Source organism: Lysobacter humi (ex Lee et al. 2017), from assembly GCF_054781815.1.
In genome coordinates, this window is sequence record NZ_BAAGTR010000009.1 from 1 (window position 1) to 16,730 (window position 16,730).

Below are 16,730 nucleotides of genomic sequence, written 5' to 3' on the forward strand. Positions count from 1 at the left end.
CCCCGCAGACGCTGCCGGAGTGCAAGAACGAGCGTAACCGCCGCACCGAGCTCAACGTCCAGAACTCGTAAGGCATCACCGCTCCGCTGTACACGAAGCCCGGCATCTCGCCGGGCTTCGTTTTTCGTGGCGCCGCAGCGCGATGCGCCGCCCCCGCTGCCGCGCGAAACCGTGCCGTGCATGCGGCATTTCCACTCCGCGCGCCGTATGCTCTCGGGCCGACTCCCCCCCGCCTGGAGAACCCGATGCGCAGCTCCCTCCTGCTGCTGCCCCTTCTCGTCGCCGCCGGGCATGCCCATGCCCAGGACGCCTGCACCGCACTCGCGCGCACGGCCGTCGCGCCCGTCGTCGCGCCGGCGCTCGCGCCCGAGCTCGTCGCGCCCGCGCCCCAGCTCGGCACGCCCAGCGGCGTGCTCGCGCAGGCCTTCGACGAGGCGCAGTCCGTCGACGCGGTCCTGCTGCGCATGCGCATCGACAAGTGCCGCACCGCGGCAATGTCGACACGCCCGGGCGGGCTCACGCCGGGAATCGATCCGGCGACCTACGTGCCGAAGACGCAGTTCGACAACACGCCGTGGCGCTTCGACATGAACCAGAACGGCAAGCGCATGACCGCCGACGAGTTCGATGCGTGGATGAAGTCGCGCGGGGTCCGCGTGGCGAAGGGTGCAACGGGCATCGCGCCCGCACCGCCGCCCGTGCCGGGCCAAGCGGTGCCCGCACCTGCGCCGGAGCCCGAAAATCGCTGACGCGCGAGGCGTCGCGGGGCCGCGACACGGCCTCGCGCGCGTGCTGTCCAAGCGCGGCATCTGCTCGCGCACGCAGGCGGCGGCGTGGATCCGCGAGGGGCGGGTCAGGCTCAATGGGCGTGTCCTCCGTGATCCCGAGCATCCCGTCGTCGCGACGGACCACGTGGAGGTCGTCGGACTCGACCCGGTCGCGCCGGAACGGCTCTATGTCGCGGTCAACAAGCCGCGCGGGCTGGTCACGACGACCCGTGACGAGCAGGGGCGCGACACCGTCTATCGCTGCCTCGACGGCGCCGGCCTGCCGTGGCTCGCGCCGGTGGGGCGCCTCGACAAGGCCAGCGAGGGCCTGCTGCTCTTCACGAACGATCCCGCCTGGGCGGCTGCGATCACGGATCCGCGGAGCGGACCGCAGAAGACCTACCACGTGCAGATCGATCGGCTGCCGGCGCCGGGGCTGCTCGCGGCGCTCGAAAGCGGACGCGAGGTCGATGGCGAACACCTCGCGGCCGCACGCGCGAGCCTGCTGCGTGCAGGCAGTCGCAACGCCTGGCTGGAGATCGTGCTCGACGAAGGCCGGAACCGGCACATCCGGCGCCTGCTCGACGCCCAGGGTGTCGGTGTGCTCCGGCTGGTGCGCGTCGCGATCGGCGGGCTCGCGCTGGGTGACCTCGCGAAAGGGGCATGGCGTGCGCTGACCCCGCAGGAGGTCGCGGCGCTCGGACAGGCGGCCGGAGCGACCTCGCCCGTGCGCGCCCGGTCATGACGGCGTAGAGCGAATCGGCGACTCGGCCACCCGCTCGGTTGCATCGAGCATCACGACGCGACGCGACGCGACGCCCCGACATCGACGAGCGATAGCGCGAGTGCCGCCGGCCGTGGGCGGTGAACTGCGCAAGCCTATGCCGTCTCTGGGATCCCGCTGTGCGAGCAGCGCGCGGTTGAATCGACCCGGACGAGCGTATGTATCCGCTCGCTTCGTCAGTATCCCGCACCGCGATTTCTGCTGCCGATGTCGCTGATTGGGCCGCCGCTCCTACGAGCGCGACCTACGGGCCGCCAAGTATCCCGTCGCGCCACCGTGCACGCCGCCGTGCGAGCAGCGTGGTGACGACCTCCATCGCACGCGCATCCTGCGGGCCACGCGCATCGGGCCCCTTGCCCTTGTCGTGATTGCAGCGGGCGCAGGCGAGCGCGAGGTTGCGGGGATCGTCGGCATCGTTGCCGACCTGCGACGTCAGCGCCGCCGCGGCGCGTCGCCCGAACCAGGCCTGCGGCACCACGTGCTCGAGGGACGCCGACCCGAGCGGGGTGCCGTCCGCCCGGACCTGCAGGCGCGTGCGGCAGTGCAGGCAGCGCGTGGTCCAGGTGCCGTCGTGCTCGTGCGCTTCGGTGTCCGTGGCCAGCGCGAGCAGGAAGAGGCGACGCAGGGCGGGGCGCATGTCAGCCGGACGTGCGCGAGGGTGTCGGCGTAGGCGCGCAGGGAGCGCCGTTGCGCATGGCCGTCACGCGCTGCATCCGTCGTCGGGTGCGCTCACGACGGCCGCGCCCCCCGTGTAACGGCTCAGCCCTTCAGGACCCCGAGTTCGCGGCCGATGCGCGTGAACGCATCGATCGCGCGGTCCAGGTGCTCGCGGGTATGCGCGGCGGACATCTGCGTGCGGATGCGCGCCTGCCCCTTGGGTACGACAGGGAAGAAGAAGCCGATCGCGTAGATGCCTTCCTCGAGCAGGCGCTGCGCGAATTTCTGCGCGAGCGGAGCGTCGTAGAGCATCACCGGGCAGATCGGGTGCACGCCCGGCTTGATTTCGAAGCCGATCGAGGTCATGCGCTCCCGGAAGTAGCGGGTGTTCTCCTGCAGGCGCTCGCGCAGCTCGCCTGCTTCCTCGAGCATCTGGAAGGCCTTGATGCCCGCGGCCACCACATGCGGCGGCAGCGAGTTGGAGAACAGGTAGGGGCGCGAGCGCTGCCTCAGCAGCTCGATCACTTCGCGTTTGGCGGTGGTGAAACCACCCAGCGCGCCACCCATCGCCTTGCCCAGCGTGCCGGTGACGATGTCTATGCGGTCGAGCACGCCCTTGACCTCGGCCGAGCCGCGGCCGGTCGCGCCGAGGAAGCCCGTCGCATGGCATTCGTCGATGTGCACCAGCGCGCCGTACTGCTGCGCGAGGCGCGTGATCTCGTCGAGCGGCGCGATGAAGCCGTCCATCGAGAACGCACCGTCGGTGGTGATCAGGATCGTGCGCGCGCCGTCGGCCTTGGCCTGCTGCAGCTGCTTCTCCAGGTCCGCCATGTCGCAGTTGGCGTAGCGGTAGCGCTTGGCCTTGCACAAGCGCACGCCGTCAATGATCGAGGCGTGGTTGAGGGCATCGGAGATGACCGCGTCGTTCTCGTCGAGCAGCGGCTCGAACAGGCCACCGTTGGCGTCGAACGCGGCGGCATAGAGGATCGTGTCCTCCTGGCCAAAGAAGTCGGCGATGGTGCGCTCGAGCTGCTTGTGCAGGTCCTGCGTGCCGCAGATGAAGCGCACGCTCGCCATGCCGAAGCCGTGGCTGTCGAGCGCGTCCTTCGCCGCCTGGATGATCGCCGGATGGTCGGCGAGGCCGAGGTAGTTGTTGGCGCAGAAGTTCAGCACCGTGCGGCCGTCTTCCAGCGTGATCTCGGCGGCCTGCGGGCTGGTGATGATGCGCTCGGACTTGAACAGGCCGGCGTCGCGGATCTCGGCGAGCGTGTGCTCGTAGCGTGCGGTCAGGGACATGGGGAGCCTCGTGGCGGGCCGCGATGCGACCCGGAGATTTCTATTTCAATCCACCGCGCGCGCCGCGCAGCACCATCGCGACCAGGCCGAGCACCAGCACGCCGACGAGGCTGCCGAGGACGGCGGTCGCGGACATCAGTTCCAGCTCAGGACGATCTTGCCGCTCTTGCCGGCTTCCATCAGCTCGAAGCCTTCCTGGAAGCGATCGACGGGGAGCTGGTGCGTGAGCACCTTGCCGAGCGGGAAGCCGCTGAGGACCAATTGCGTCATCTTGTACCAGGTCTCGTACATGCGGCGGCCGTAGATCCCGTGCAGCGTCAGGCCCTTGAAGATGATCTTGTCCCAGTCGGCGCCGGCGCCCTTGGGCATGATGCCCAGCAGCGCGATCTTGCCGCCGTTGTACATGCAGTCGAGCATGTCGTTGAAGGCGCGCGGGTTGCCGCTCATCTCCAAGCCGACGTCGAAGCCTTCCATGTGCAGATCGGCCATCACGTCCTTGAGCGACGTGTTGGACACGTTGACCACGCGCGTGGCGCCCATGTCGGCGGCGAGCTTGAGGCGGTAGTCGTTGACGTCGGTCACGACGACGTTGCGCGCGCCGATGTGCTTGCAGATGCCCGCGGCGATGATGCCGATGGGGCCGGCGCCCGTGATCAGCACGTCCTCGCCGACCACGTCGAATTCCAGCGCGCAATGCGCGGCATTGCCGTAGGGGTCGAAAAACGCGGCGAGCTCGCTCGGGATCTGGTCCGGAATCGGCCAGAGATTCGCCGCCGGCATCACGATGTACTCGGCGAAGGCGCCGTTGCGGTTCACGCCGATGCCCACCGTGTTCGGGCACAGGTGCTGCTTGCCGGCGCGGCAGTTGCGGCAGTGGCCGCAGACGATGTGGCCCTCGGCCGAGACGCGCTGGCCGATGCGGTACCCCGTGACGCCCGTGCCGACCTGCGCGATGCGCCCGACGAACTCGTGCCCGATCACGAGGCCCGGCTTGATCGTGCGCTGGCTCCACTCGTCCCACAGGTAGATGTGCAGGTCGGTGCCGCAGATCGCGGTCTTCTCCAGCTTGATCAGCACCTCGTTCGGCCCGGGCACCGGCACCGGCACCTCCTCCATCCAGATGCCCTTCGCGGCTTCGCGCTTGACGAGGGCGCGCATGGTCTGCGCAGTGGGGGCGAGGGTGGCGGTCTCGGACATGACGGGCTCGGCGGACGCGCGGGGCGCGAAGAGGCGGCGATTATACGAGGGCGCTCCTGAAGGCCCCGCGGTTTGCGGGCGGGTCCGCGCGGCCGCTATCGTCGGGCGTCCACCGCCCCCGAGCCGTCCATGCGCCGTCGCCTCCTCGTTGCCGCCCTGAGCCTCGCCACCGCCCCGGTTTTCGCATCGGAGGGCATGTGGATGCCGTCCCAGCTCCCGGGCCTCGCCGCACAGCTCAAGGCCGCCGGCTTCGAGGGCGACCCGTCGGCACTCGCCGAGCTCGCGAAGCCGCCGATGAACGCGGTGGTCAAGGTGGGCGGCGCGACCGGCGTCTTCGTCTCGAAGGACGGGCTCGTGCTCACCAACCACCACGTCGCCTTCGGCGTGATCCAGTACAACAGCCGCCCGGAGCGCGACCTCATCGCGAACGGCTTCACCGCGGCCACGCGCGCGGACGAGCTGCCGGCCAATCCCGACTACCGGGTGCTGGTCACCACGGGGTTCGATCGCATCACCGACCGCATCCTCGCGGGGGCAAAGGGGCGCCGCGGCAAGGCCTATTACGATGCGATCGACGCGGCCACGAAGGCCGCGGTCGCCGAATGCGAGCGCGAGGCGGGTTTGCGCTGCAGCGTCGCGAACATGTACTACGGCACCGACTTCTACCTGATCCGGCAGCTCGAGCTGCGCGACGTGCGCCTGGTCTACGCGCCGCCGGACGCGATCGGCAACTACGGCGACGAGATCGACAACTTCATGTGGCCGCGCCACAGCGGCGACTTCACGCTGCTGCGCGCGTATGTCGGCAGGGACGGCAAGCCCGCCGACTACAGCCCCGACAACGTGCCCTACGCGGCGCCGTCCCACCTGCAGGTGTCCACGCGCCACGTCGGCGAAGGCGACTTCGCGATGCTCGCCGGCTATCCGGGCACCACGTTCCGACACCGCATGGCGAGCGAGTTCGTCCAGCAGGTCGACTGGCAGCTGCCGAGTCGCGTCGCGCTGAACCAGGGGATGATCGAGACGATCGAGAAGGCCGCGGCGACGCCGGCGCAGCGCGTGCTCTATGCCGCGCAGGTCGCCGGCATGAAGAACAGCCTCAAGCGCGCACAGGGCGAGCTCGACGGCCTGCGTCGAAGCGAGGCAGCCACCACCCGTCGCGACGACGAGGCGGCGATGCTCGCCTGGCTGGCGAAGCAGCCGGATGCGAAATCGACCCGCGCGGACATCACCGCCGCGCAAGCCGTGCTCGCACAGGCGAGCGCGACCCGCGGGCGCGACCAGTTGCTCGCCGCGATCCGCACGCAGACGCAGCTGCTGCAGGCCGCGTTGCGCCTGCAGCGGCTCGCCCTTGAGAAGACCAAGCCCGACGCACAGCGCGAAGCCGGTTTCCAGCAGCGCGACGAGACGCTGATCACCGGGCAGATGAAGCAGGTGCAACGCCGCTACGATCCGGCGGTCGAGAAGGCGCTGCTCGTCCATCTGCTCGCCCAGTATCGCGCGCTGCCTGCCGCGCAGCGCGTGCCCGAGTTCGACACGGTCTTCGGGACGACCGCCGAGCAGGCCACTGCACGGCTCGATGCGCTCTATGCGGGCACGCGCCTGGGCGACGAGGCGGTGCGGCTCGCGGCGATGGGACGGCCGCGGGCGGAACTCGCGACAGACCCGGATACGCTGCTCCAGGCCGCAGCAACGCTCCTGCCCGCGGTCCTCCGGCTGGAGGACGAGGCCGAGGCGCGCGAAGGCGAGCTGCTGCGCCTGCGCCCGGCCTACATGAAGGCACTGATCGCCTATCGCACGTCGCAGGGCCGGGCAGTGTACCCCGATGCGAATTCCACGCTGCGCGTGAGCTTCGGCACGCTCACTGGCATGAACCCGCGCGATGGCGTGCGCTACATACCGGTCACCACGGTCGGCGGCATCCTCGAGAAGCACACCGGCAAGACCCCGTTCAACGCGCCGGAACCGCTTCGCGATGCGATCGCGAAGGGCGACTTCGGCAGCACGGCCGATCCCGCGCTGAAGACCCAGCCGGTGAACATTCTCACCGACCTCGACACCACGGGCGGCAACTCCGGCTCGCCGGTGCTCGATGCCGAAGGTCGGCTCATCGCCCTCAACTTCGACAGCAACTGGGAAGCCGTGAGCGCGAGCTGGATGTTCGACCCCCGCTACAAGCGCGCGATCCACGTGGACATGCGCTACATGCGCTGGCTGATGGCGAAGGTCTATCCCGCGCCGCACCTGCTCGTGGAGATGGGCCTGCCGGCCGAATGAACCGACGGAGGCGTACGGTCGCCTCCGTGACTTCCGTCATGCCCGGCGCCCACGAGGCGGCGGCTAGACTCGACCCCCTTTCGATCCCCTGCGGAGCCCGCCCATGCGCCATGCCGTCCTCGCCAGTGCCGTCGCGCTGGCCCTCCTGTCCACCGCGGCGCTCGCCGGCGAAGGCATGTGGGTGCCGCAGCAGCTGCCCGAGATCGCCGGGCCGCTCAAGAAGGCCGGCCTCAAGCTCAGTGCGAAGCAGATGTCCGACCTCACCGGCGATCCGCTCGGCGCGATCGTCTCGCTCGGCGGCTGCACGGCGGGCTTCGTATCAAAGCAGGGCCTGGTCGCGACGAACCACCATTGCGTCTATGGCGCGATCCAGCTCAACTCCACCGCCGAGAAGAACCTGATCCAGACGGGCTTCAGCGCCGCGACGCCGAAAGACGAGCTCTCGGCCGGGCCGAACGCGCGCATCTACGTGCTCGACTCGATCCGCGACGTCACCGCGCAGGCGAAGGCCGCCATCGCCGGCGCGTCCACGCCGCTCGGACGCACGCAGGCCCTCGAGGCGCTCGAGAAGAAGCTGATCGCCGAATGCGAGGCCGAGGCCGGCTATCGCTGCCGCCTGTACAGCTTCTCCGGCGGCAACGTCTACCGCCTGTTCCGCAACCTCGAGATCAGGGACGTGCGCCTGGCGTACGCGCCGCCGTCGAGCATCGGCAACTACGGCGGCGAGGTCGACAACTGGATGTGGCCGCGCCACACCGGGGACTTCTCGTTCTACCGCGCCTACGTCGGCCCGGACGGCAAGCCCGCGGCGTACTCGCCGAACAACGTGCCCTACACGCCCAAGCGCTTCCTCAAGCTGGCCGACAAGCCGCTGGGGCAGGGCGACTTCGTGATGGTGGCAGGCTACCCCGGCAGCACGAGCCGCTACGCGCTGGCCAGCGAGTTCGACAACACGGCCAGCTGGACGTACCCGGTGGTGGGCGGGCACTACAAGCGGCTCGTCGCGATGGTGGAGGCGGCCGGTCGGAAGAATCCCGACATCGCGGTCAAGTACGCCGACACCGTGAAGAGCTGGCAGAACGTCATGAAGAACTACGACGGCCAGCTCGAGGGTTTCACGCGCATCGATGCCGCCGCGCAGAAGCAGCGCGAGGAGAAGGCCGTGCTCGACTGGCTGCGCAAGCAGGGCGCGAAGGGGCAGGCCGGGCTCGCATCGCACCAGCGGCTCGAGCAGCTCGTGGCCGAGGCCCGCGCCACCCGCGAGCGTGACGTGATCGTCGCGCAGCTGCGCCGCACCGGCGTGCTCGGCGCCGCCACGCAGGTCTACCGCTATGCGATCGAGCAGGCGAAGCCTGATGCGCAGCGCGAGCCCGGCTACCAGCAGCGCGACCTGCCCGCGCTCGAAGGCGCGCTGCGCCAGATGGAGCGTCGTTACCAGCCGACGATGGACCGCCAGCTCGTCGCATACTGGCTGCGCGAGTACGTGAAGCTGCCGCAGGCGCAGCGCATCGCCGAGCTCGACCGCTGGCTCGACGGCGACAACGAGCGCGCGATCGACCGTGCGCTCGATCGTCTCGAGAAGACGAAGCTGGGCGACACCACGACGCGCCTCGCCCTGCTCAAGTCCAGCCGCGCCGACCTCGAGAAGTCGCGCGACCCGGCCCTGCAGTTCGCCGTGGCGGTCATGCCGGCGATGCTCAAGCTCGAGGAGGAAGCCAAGACGCGCGCGGGCGAGATGCTGGTGCACCGCCCGGTGTTCCTCAAGGCCGTGGCCGACTACCGCAAGAGCCGCGGGCAGTTCGTCTACCCCGATGCGAACTCGTCGCTGCGCATCACCTTCGGCAACGTCATGGGTTACACGAAGGCCGACGGCAGCGTGCAGCCCTCGTTCACCACGCTCGAGCAGGTCGCGCAGAAGGCGACCGGCCAGGAGCCGTTCGACGCGCCGCAGGTCCAGCTCGACGCGATCCGTGCGAAGAACTACGGCGGCCTTGCCGACAAGCGCCTGGGCACCGTGCCGGTGAACTTCCTGTCCGACCTCGACATCACGGGCGGCAATTCGGGCTCGCCGGTGCTCGATGCGCAGGGCCGGCTCGTCGGCCTCGCCTTCGACGGCAACTGGGAATCCGTGAGCAGCAACTGGGTCTACGACCCGAAGATGACCCGCATGATCGCGGTCGACCAGCGCTACATGCGCTGGGTGATGCAGGAGGTCTTCCCGGCGCCGCAGCTGCTCGCGGAGATGGGCGTGCCCGAGAAGCGCTGAACGCGTATCCGTAACAGGAAACGGCCGGCAGCGATGCCGGCCGTTTCGTTTTCGCCGATCCGTGCGCCATGCTGATCGGTCACGCCGTGTGCACGGCCGCGGCACCCCGATGGATCGGCGCCTGCGGCGGTCAGGACAGCTGGTAGTCCAGCGTGTAGAAGTGCTCGCCGTCGATGATGTCGATCGACATCGTGCCGCGCAGCCCCTCCAATTCGCCGTTGCCCGACTGCGGCACCACCGCGAGGTCGAGCGACATCGCGCCGGCGTCCATCACGCCGGGGTGGCGGGTCATGAAGCTGCCGCGCCGCCCGTCGAGCGTGCCGTCGATGCGCTCGACGGCGACGTAGGCCGCCGAGCCCTTCGACGGATTGCCGACCGCCATGAACTGCACGACGCCGGTCGCCTTGAGCGCGCCTTCGAACTGCTTGTCGAAACGCAGATGCATCGCCTGCGCGTCGCCCCCGAGGTCGAGCATCGGCTGCGGGATCTTCTGGATCGAGAAGCGGCCTTTCGCGGTCGGCATGGTGGGCTCCCGTGGCATCGATGGGGCGTCGATCATCGGCTGCGGCACGCATGAACGCCAGCGAGGCGGTCCATGCGCCACCGGTCGGCGCGGTTCCCGATGCGCGCCGTGCTCTGCTAGGCTCGATGCGTCGCGGATTCCCATGCCAGCCGGCCCCGTCTCCCGACCGAAGGACGCATCGCGTCCATGCAGCACCGTTCGACCGCATCACCGTCGCACCGCCCATGAATCGGGTCCGACGGCCGGCTGGCAGGGCATCCGCGCATCCCTCATCCAAGGAGCGCGAGACGATGCGAGTGCTGGCATGCGATGGAATCCATGAAGACGGGCTCGAGATGTTCCGCCAGGCCGGCTGGGACGTCGTGGTGGCCCCAGAGCCGATCAAGGACGCGGCGGTGCTCGCCGATGCGCTGGCCGATGTCGACGCAGTGCTCGTGCGCTCGGCGACCAAGGTGCCGGCGGAAGCACTCGCCAAGGCCGCGCGGCTGAAGGTGATCGGCCGCGCGGGCGCGGGCGTCGACACGATCGACGTCGACGCCGCCACCGCGCGCGGCATCGCGGTGATGAACGCGCCGGACGGCAATACGCTCGCCGCCGCCGAGCACGCGATCGCGCTGCTGTTCGCGCTCGCGCGCCACGTGCCCAAGGCGGACGCGGGCATGAAGGCCGGGCAGTGGCCGAAGGCGGGGCTCACCGGGTTCGAGCTCGAAGGCAAGCGCCTGGGCGTGATCGGCCTCGGACGCATCGGCGGCACCGTGGCGCGCAAGGCGCGCGGCATCGGTATGGAGGTCGCCGCGCACGATCCCTTCCTGCCCGCGTCGGCGGCGGGGAAGGGCAGCGTGGCGCTCAAGACGCTCGACGAGCTGCTCGCGTGGGCGGACATCGTCACGCTGCATATCCCGCGCACGAAGGAGACGACCAACCTGCTCTCGGAGGCGCGCATGCGCGCGATGAAGCCCGGCGCGATGCTGATCAACGCCGCGCGCGGGGGCCTCGTCGACGAGGCCGCGCTGCTGCGCCTGCTCGACGAGGGGCACCTCGCGGGCGCCGCGCTCGACACGTTCGTGACCGAGCCGCTCGCGGCGGACTCCCCGCTGCGCAGCCACCCGAGTCTCGTCCTGACGCCGCACCTCGGGGCATCGACGAGCGAGGCGCAGCAGGCGGTCAGCACGATCCTCGCGCGCCAGATCGTCGATTTCGTCGAGACCGGCGCCGTCGCCGGCTGCGTCAACCTGCCGCCGCTCACCGCCGAGGCCGCGCGCGAGGTCGGCCCCTGGATGCCGCTGATGACGGCGCTCGGACGGCTGGGTTCGCGGCTGGTCCCCGCGCCCACGCGCCTGCACATCCGCTATGCCGGCCGCACCGATGGCCTCGACACGCGTCCACTCACGCGGCTGCTGGTGGCCTCGCTGCTGGGCGCGGCGTCGGGGCGGGTCACGCCGGTGAATGCCCTGCAGGAAGCGAGCGGCCGCGGGCTGGAAGTCAGCGAAACGGTCGGCGGCGACGGCAACGGCTTCGACCGCCTGCTGCGGATCACGTTGGAAGGCGAAAATCGCGATGGCCGCGAAGTGCGCCGCGAGATCGACGCGACGCTGCACCGCGCGCCGCGCGTGGTGGCGCTCGACGGCGTGGAGATCGAGTTCGATCCGCTCGCGCACGTGCTGCTGATGCGCAACGAGGACCGCCCGGGGATGGTCGGCACCGTGGGCTCGCAGCTCGGCGCCGCGGGCATCAACATCATCAACTTCGCGCTGGGCGCGGCCGGCGACGGCTACGCGCGTGCCGCGATCACCGTCGACCGCCCGCTCGACGACGCGCAGCTCGCCGTGCTGCGCGCGACGCCGGGTGTCCTGTCGATCCAGCAGGCCTGAGGAGGAGCACGCATGCGCATCATCCTCGCGCGCCACGGCGAGACCGCCTGGAACGCCGAAGGCCGCTACCAGGGCCAGGAAGACATTCCGCTCTCGTCCACGGGCGAGGCGCAGGCCGCCGCGGCGGCGCAGCGTCTCGCCGGTGTCCCGATCGTACGTGCCGTCGCATCCCCGCTGTCGCGTGCGCGGCGCACCGCCGAGCTGATGCTCGGCGAACGCGCCTCGATGCTCACCTGTGACCCCGGGCTCATGGAGATCGCGCACGGCGAGTGGGAGGGCCTGCTCGCCGCCGAGATCCGCGAGCGCGACGCCGCGCGCATGCAGGCCTGGCGCGATGCGCCCGAAACCGTGCAGATGCCGGGCGGCGAGTCGATCGCGCAGGTGCTCGACCGCGCATGGCCGGCATTCGCGCGCGCCTGCGAAGGCCTCGGCGACACCGACACGCTGCTCGTCGTCGCGCACGACGCCGTCAACCGCGTGCTGCTGTGCCGCGTGCTCGGCCTGCCGCTGTCGCGCCTGTGGAGCTTCCGCCAGGCGCCGACCACGCTGAACCTGCTCGAAGGGGAGTCGGTGAACGCGCTCGAGGTCGTGCGGCTCAACGACTGCAGCCACCACACCACGTTCTTCGGCGAGGCCGTCCACCGCGCGCTTTGACGCGGCTGCGGCTGCGGGGCCGTCCTACAATGGACGCATGCCCCGCAGCCTCTCCGACTGGCTCGAACAGCTCGAGCGCCAGCATCCGCGATCCGTCGACCTCGGCCTCGATCGCATCCGTCTCGTCCATGAGCGCCTCGGGCTCACACGCCCGGCGCGCTGTGTCATCACCGTGGGCGGCACGAACGGCAAGGGGTCGACGGTCGCCTTCATCGAGGCGATCGCACGCGCCGCGGGCCTGCGGGTGGGCGCCTACACGTCGCCGCATCTGCTGCGCTACAACGAGCGCGTGCGGATCGACGGGGCCGACGCCGGCGACGAGGCGCTCGTCGATGCCTTCGAAGCGTTCGAGACCGCGCGCGGCGACACCACACTCACCTATTTCGAGGCGGGAACGCTCGCGGCGTTGCGGCTCTTCGAGCAGGCGCGGCTCGACCTCGCGATCCTCGAAGTGGGCCTGGGCGGGCGGCTCGACGCGACCAACATCGTCGACGCCGACGTCGCGGTGATCACCACCGTGGACCTCGACCACATGGACTGGCTCGGCCCGGACGTCGAGGCGATCGGCTTCGAGAAGGCCGGCATCGCGCGTGCCTGGACGCCGCTGGTCCTCGGCGACGACGACCCGCCGTCGAGCGTTCTGCGGCATGCCTATGCCATCGGCGCTAAGGCTCTGCGGATCGGCTGCGACTTCTTCGTCGACGACATCGATGCGCAGCAGTGGCGCTGGCGCGAGGTCGGCCACGCGATGGACCTGCCGTGGCCGTCGCTCGCCGCGCCTGCGCAGCGGCGCAATGCGGCGGTCGCCATCGCGGCGCTGCGGGCCGCGCCGCTCGACATCCCGGAGGCGGCGTTCGCGACGGGGATCGCCACCGCGCGCATCGCGGCCCGGCTGCAGCGCGTCGAGCGCGACGGCGTCGAGTACGTGCTCGACGTCGCCCACAACCCGCAGGCGGCGCGGCAGCTCGCGGCGTGGCTCGACGCCCACCCGGCCGACGGGTGCGTGCATGCGGTGTTCGCCACGCTGGGCGACAAGGACACCGCGGGGATCGCGGAGACCCTCAAGGCGCGTATAGGGGCCTGGCACGTCGCGGGACTCCCGGGGCACGGTTCGCGGGCCGTGGACGCCGCGACGCTCGCGGCGCGGCTGCCGCGGGGGCTCGCCGCGCGCGTCGCGCCCGACGTCGCCACCGCGCTTGCCACGGTCGCGCGCGAGGCAGCGCCCGGCGATCGCGTGCTGGTCTTCGGCTCCTTCCATACCGTCGCCGACGCGCTCTTGGCGCTCGGCGTCGCCGCGGGCTGAGCCGGGTCCGACCGCCCGGCGACCGGCGTCCCGCGAGCTGACCGGCCGCTGCGGGCCGCCGGCGCGAGCCCCGGGTCGCCGGGGCGCGGCGCGTATAATTCGCGGCCACGAGGCGGGACGCACCCGCCACATGCGGACGCGATGGAACCTGCCCTGAAACAGCGGCTGCTCGGCGCGGCGGTGCTCGTCGCCCTCGCGGTCACGTTCCTGCCCCTGCTGGTCATGGACCCGGCGCCGGAGAGCGGTGCGTCGACGGTGCCCCTGAGGGTGCCCGCCGCGCCGAAGGCGGACGGGACGATCGTGATGCCGATCGGGCCCGACGCCACCGCGCCGGCGGCTGCCGTGGCCGAATCGCCGAGCGAGGACGCGCCCGCCGCGGCGAACGGCGGGATGATGCCGGCGGCCACCGCGGGCGGCGACTACGCCGTGACCTTCGGGCGCTACGCCACCGCGGCCGACGCGGCGAAGGTGGTCGCGGCCCTGCGCGCATCGCAGCTGCCGGCCTACCACGAGCCCTCGCCGAGCGGCACGCGTACGCTGCATCGCGTGCTGGTGGGTCCGTTCGCGAGCCATGCGGTCGCGGAAGGCGCGCGCCTGCGGGCGGCGCACGTCAACGACCAGGTCGATTCACGCGTGATCACGCTCGATGCGGGGGCCACGACGGCGAGCAGCGCGGCACCACCGAAGCCGTCGGCCGCACCGCCTCCGGCGACGACGACGGTCGCTGCACGCCCGTCCAGCGCGGTCGCCACGCAGCCGCTCGCGCCGCCGAAGCCCGCCACGCCCGCACCCGCGGCCACGCCATCGGCCGCCGCGCCCGCCCCGGCGGCGCCGGCGGCCAGCGGCGTCGGCTTCGCGGTGCAGCTCGGCGCGTTCGCGAACGCCGACGAGGCCGCCCGCCTGCGCGACCGTGCGCGTGCCGCCGGCTTCCCGGCCTTCGTCGAGCGCGTGCAGACCGGCAGCGGCACGCTCAACCGCGTTCGCATCGGACCGGTCACCGATCGCGCCGAGGCCGATCGGCTGCGCGCACGCGCCGCCGGCGCGCTCGGCGTCGACGGCCTCGTCCGGCCGCATCCCTGAGGATGCGATGAGCCCGCTCGACTGGCTGCTGCTCGTCATCGTCGGCGGTTCGTCGCTGGCGGGGCTGATGCGCGGCTTCGTCGGCGTGATCGCCTCGATCGGCGCCTGGCTGCTCGGCGGCTGGACCTCGATGAGCTTCGGCGGCTCCGTGGCGGAGATGCTCGCCGGCAGCGTCGCGCCCGGGCCTTCGGACCTGCTTTTCGGCTACGGCCTGTGTTTCGCGGGTGTCGCCATCGCGATCTCGTCGCTCGCCTGGTTCGTGCGACGCCTGCTCGCGGGCGCGGGGCTCGGCGCATTCGACCGCGGCCTCGGGCTCGCGCTCGGTGCACTGCGCGGCGGCTTCGTGGCTTGCGTGCTCGTGCTGCTGCTCGGCTTCACCAGCCTGCCGCGCCAGCCGCGCTGGCAGGACTCGATGCTCGTGCCGGTCTTCGTGCCGGGTGCGCGCTGGCTGGCTTCGTGGCTGCCCGACTGGGCGGCCGATCGCATCGACCTCGACGGCCGCGGTGCGGCGCCGAGCACGCCGGCGCTCCCGGAACTTCCGCCGCTCCCGGCCTGATCCCCCCTTACCTGCAGGACTTCCCCACATGTGCGGCATCATCGGAATCGTCGGCCAGAGCGACGTCGCGGGCCAGCTCTACGACGGGCTCACCGTGCTCCAGCACCGCGGCCAGGACGCGGCCGGCATCGCTACGGCGAGCGGCTCGAAGATCCGCGTGCACAAGGGCAACGGCCTGGTCAGCGACGTCTTCGACGAGGCGTCGATGCAGCTGCTGCACGGCAACTACGGCATCGGCCATTGCCGCTATCCCACCGCGGGCAGCGAGGGCTGCGACGAGGCCCAGCCGTTCTACGTCAACTCGCCCTATGGCATCGCGCTCGCGCACAACGGCAACCTGATCAACACCGACGCGCTGCGCCGCGAGGTGTTCGAGCAGGACAAGCGCAACGTCAATACCGAGTCGGACTCGGAAGTGCTGCTCAACGTCTTCGCGCACGAACTCGACACGCAGGCCGAGCTCACGCCCGATGCGGTCTTCCGCGCGATCGAAGGCGTGCACCGCCGCTGCGTCGGCGGCTACGCCGTGATCGCGACGGTGCTGGGCTTCGGCCTGGCGGCGTTCCGCGACCAGAACGGCATCCGCCCGCTGGTAATGGGCAAGCGCGTGCGCGACGGGCGCGACGAGTACGCCTTCGCGTCCGAATCCGTGGCGCTCGACCTGCTCGGCTACGAGCGCCTCCGCGACGTGCGCCCCGGCGAGGGCATCGTCGTCACCGCCGACGGCACGATGCATTCGCGGCAGTGCGCCGAGGAGCGCAGCGCCACGCCGTGCATCTTCGAGTACGTCTACTTCGCGCGGCCCGACTCGATGATGGACGACGTCTCGGTGCACAAGGCGCGCATGCGCATGGGGCAGAAGCTGGGCGAGAAGATCCTGCGCCTGCGGCCGGAGCACGACATCGACGTGGTGATCCCGATCCCCGACACCTCGCGCGACGCCGCGCTCGAGATCGCCAACGTGCTCGGCGTGAAGTACCGGGAAGGCTTCATCAAGAACCGCTACGTCGGCCGCACCTTCATCATGCCGGGGCAGGGCGAGCGCGCGAAGTCGGTGCGCCGCAAGCTCAATCCGATCCCGCTGGAATTCCGCAACCGGAACGTGCTGCTGGTCGACGACTCGATCGTGCGCGGCACCACCTCGCGGCAGATCGTGCAGATGGCGCGCGAGGCGGGCGCACGCAAGGTCTACCTCGCATCCGCGGCGCCTGCCGTGCGTCATCCGAACATCTACGGGATCGACATGCCGTCGGCGGAAGAGCTCGTGGCGCACGGTCGCACCGACGACGAGGTGCAGGCGCTGCTCGGCTGCGACTGGCTGATCTACCAGGATCTCGCCGACCTCGAGGAGGCGGTCGCCGGCCCCAAGAAGCGCATCGAGAAATTCGATTCGTCCTGCTTCTCCGGCGAATACGTCACCGGCGTGGAAGAGGGCTATTTCGATCGCATCCGCCAGGCACGGTCGGATGCCGCCAAGCAGGCACGCCGGGGCGCATGAC

Annotated in this window: 14 protein-coding genes; 10 read left to right on the forward strand and 4 right to left on the reverse strand. The window is 70.9% G+C overall.

Features of this window, described 5'->3' with window-relative positions:
• The first annotated feature begins 245 nt into the window (after nt 1-245).
• Together ACYVJJ_RS06750 and ACYVJJ_RS06755 are read left to right on the forward strand one after the other, a co-directional pair.
• Complete coding sequence (locus ACYVJJ_RS06750; RefSeq protein WP_460832198.1) at nt 246-749, forward strand: hypothetical protein; 504 nt, start codon at nt 246-248, stop codon at nt 747-749.
• Nucleotides 724-1,512, forward strand: a complete 789-nt coding sequence (locus tag ACYVJJ_RS06755) for a pseudouridine synthase (RefSeq protein WP_460833327.1) — start codon at nt 724-726, stop codon at nt 1,510-1,512. The genes ACYVJJ_RS06750 and ACYVJJ_RS06755 overlap by 26 nt, the downstream gene beginning before the upstream one ends.
• Nucleotides 1,513-1,795: 283 nt before the next feature.
• Here the strand turns inward: ACYVJJ_RS06755 and ACYVJJ_RS06760 are convergent, their stop codons facing one another.
• The 3 genes from ACYVJJ_RS06760 to tdh all read right to left on the reverse strand — a co-directional run bounded on the left by ACYVJJ_RS06760 (nt 1,796) and on the right by tdh (nt 4,662).
• Nucleotides 1,796-2,188 (reverse strand): HNH endonuclease, encoded by a 393-nt coding sequence (locus ACYVJJ_RS06760; RefSeq protein WP_460832199.1) that lies wholly within the window; start codon nt 2,186-2,188, stop codon nt 1,796-1,798.
• Nucleotides 2,189-2,310: 122 nt separating this feature from the next.
• The gene (kbl, locus tag ACYVJJ_RS06765) at nt 2,311-3,504 is read right to left on the reverse strand and encodes a glycine C-acetyltransferase (protein WP_460832201.1); all 1,194 of its coding nucleotides are present in this window, start codon (nt 3,502-3,504) and stop codon (nt 2,311-2,313) included.
• A 135-nt stretch (nt 3,505-3,639) separates the two neighbouring features.
• Nucleotides 3,640-4,662, reverse strand: a complete 1,023-nt coding sequence (tdh, locus tag ACYVJJ_RS06770; RefSeq protein WP_460833328.1) for an L-threonine 3-dehydrogenase — start codon at nt 4,660-4,662, stop codon at nt 3,640-3,642.
• A gap of 168 nt (nt 4,663-4,830) precedes the next feature.
• Here tdh and ACYVJJ_RS06775 point away from each other — a divergent pair, with 168 nt between their 5' ends.
• Together ACYVJJ_RS06775 and ACYVJJ_RS06780 are read left to right on the forward strand one after the other, a co-directional pair.
• On the forward strand, nt 4,831-6,978 hold the full coding sequence (locus ACYVJJ_RS06775) for a S46 family peptidase (RefSeq protein ID WP_460832202.1): 2,148 nt from the start codon (nt 4,831-4,833) through the stop codon (nt 6,976-6,978).
• Nucleotides 6,979-7,081: 103 nt separating this feature from the next.
• Entirely contained in the window at nt 7,082-9,244 is a 2,163-nt protein-coding gene (locus tag ACYVJJ_RS06780) for a S46 family peptidase (RefSeq protein ID WP_460832204.1), read from the forward strand.
• A 130-nt stretch (nt 9,245-9,374) separates the two neighbouring features.
• Here the strand turns inward: ACYVJJ_RS06780 and ACYVJJ_RS06785 are convergent, their stop codons facing one another.
• Nucleotides 9,375-9,767 carry a DUF3224 domain-containing protein gene (locus ACYVJJ_RS06785; RefSeq protein ID WP_460832205.1) on the reverse strand — a complete coding sequence of 131 codons (393 nt, stop codon included), beginning with the start codon at nt 9,765-9,767 and terminating at the stop codon, nt 9,375-9,377.
• Between the two features lie 290 nt (nt 9,768-10,057).
• Between ACYVJJ_RS06785 and serA the strand changes: the two genes are divergently transcribed.
• The 6 genes from serA (at nt 10,058) to purF (ending at nt 16,729) form a co-directional block, all read left to right on the forward strand.
• A complete protein-coding gene (serA, locus tag ACYVJJ_RS06790) occupies nt 10,058-11,638 on the forward strand; it encodes a phosphoglycerate dehydrogenase (protein ID WP_460832207.1) in 1,581 nt (526 codons plus the stop codon).
• 12 nt (nt 11,639-11,650) lie between these two features.
• Nucleotides 11,651-12,292, forward strand: coding sequence for a histidine phosphatase family protein (locus ACYVJJ_RS06795; RefSeq protein WP_460832208.1), 642 nt, complete (start codon nt 11,651-11,653; stop codon nt 12,290-12,292).
• A gap of 37 nt (nt 12,293-12,329) precedes the next feature.
• On the forward strand, nt 12,330-13,595 hold the full coding sequence (gene folC, locus ACYVJJ_RS06800) for a bifunctional tetrahydrofolate synthase/dihydrofolate synthase (RefSeq protein WP_460832210.1): 1,266 nt from the start codon (nt 12,330-12,332) through the stop codon (nt 13,593-13,595).
• A gap of 141 nt (nt 13,596-13,736) precedes the next feature.
• Complete coding sequence (locus tag ACYVJJ_RS06805) at nt 13,737-14,675, forward strand: SPOR domain-containing protein (protein WP_460832212.1); 939 nt, start codon at nt 13,737-13,739, stop codon at nt 14,673-14,675.
• Between the two features lie 7 nt (nt 14,676-14,682).
• On the forward strand, nt 14,683-15,231 hold the full coding sequence (locus tag ACYVJJ_RS06810) for a CvpA family protein (RefSeq protein ID WP_460832213.1): 549 nt from the start codon (nt 14,683-14,685) through the stop codon (nt 15,229-15,231).
• A 28-nt stretch (nt 15,232-15,259) separates the two neighbouring features.
• Nucleotides 15,260-16,729, forward strand: coding sequence for an amidophosphoribosyltransferase (gene purF, locus ACYVJJ_RS06815; protein WP_460832215.1), 1,470 nt, complete (start codon nt 15,260-15,262; stop codon nt 16,727-16,729).
• Nucleotide 16,730 lies beyond the last annotated feature (1 nt).

Bases quoted from the DNA above. Each gene is read 5' to 3' on its own strand.
- ACYVJJ_RS06810 (WP_460832213.1), top strand. From the start codon at position 14,683: ATGAGCCCGCTCGACTGGCTGCTGCTCGTCATCGTCGGCGGTTCGTCG.
- serA (WP_460832207.1), top strand. From the start codon at position 10,058: ATGCGAGTGCTGGCATGCGATGGAATCCATGAAGACGGGCTCGAGATG.
- tdh (WP_460833328.1), bottom strand. From the start codon at position 4,662: ATGCGCGCCCTCGTCAAGCGCGAAGCCGCGAAGGGCATCTGGATGGAG.
- purF (WP_460832215.1), top strand. From the start codon at position 15,260: ATGTGCGGCATCATCGGAATCGTCGGCCAGAGCGACGTCGCGGGCCAG.
- ACYVJJ_RS06780 (WP_460832204.1), top strand. From the start codon at position 7,082: ATGCGCCATGCCGTCCTCGCCAGTGCCGTCGCGCTGGCCCTCCTGTCC.
- ACYVJJ_RS06785 (WP_460832205.1), bottom strand. From the start codon at position 9,767: ATGCCGACCGCGAAAGGCCGCTTCTCGATCCAGAAGATCCCGCAGCCG.
- ACYVJJ_RS06805 (WP_460832212.1), top strand. From the start codon at position 13,737: ATGGAACCTGCCCTGAAACAGCGGCTGCTCGGCGCGGCGGTGCTCGTC.
- folC (WP_460832210.1), top strand. From the start codon at position 12,330: ATGCCCCGCAGCCTCTCCGACTGGCTCGAACAGCTCGAGCGCCAGCAT.
- ACYVJJ_RS06795 (WP_460832208.1), top strand. From the start codon at position 11,651: ATGCGCATCATCCTCGCGCGCCACGGCGAGACCGCCTGGAACGCCGAA.
- ACYVJJ_RS06775 (WP_460832202.1), top strand. From the start codon at position 4,831: ATGCGCCGTCGCCTCCTCGTTGCCGCCCTGAGCCTCGCCACCGCCCCG.
- ACYVJJ_RS06750 (WP_460832198.1), top strand. From the start codon at position 246: ATGCGCAGCTCCCTCCTGCTGCTGCCCCTTCTCGTCGCCGCCGGGCAT.
- kbl (WP_460832201.1), bottom strand. From the start codon at position 3,504: ATGTCCCTGACCGCACGCTACGAGCACACGCTCGCCGAGATCCGCGAC.
- ACYVJJ_RS06760 (WP_460832199.1), bottom strand. From the start codon at position 2,188: ATGCGCCCCGCCCTGCGTCGCCTCTTCCTGCTCGCGCTGGCCACGGAC.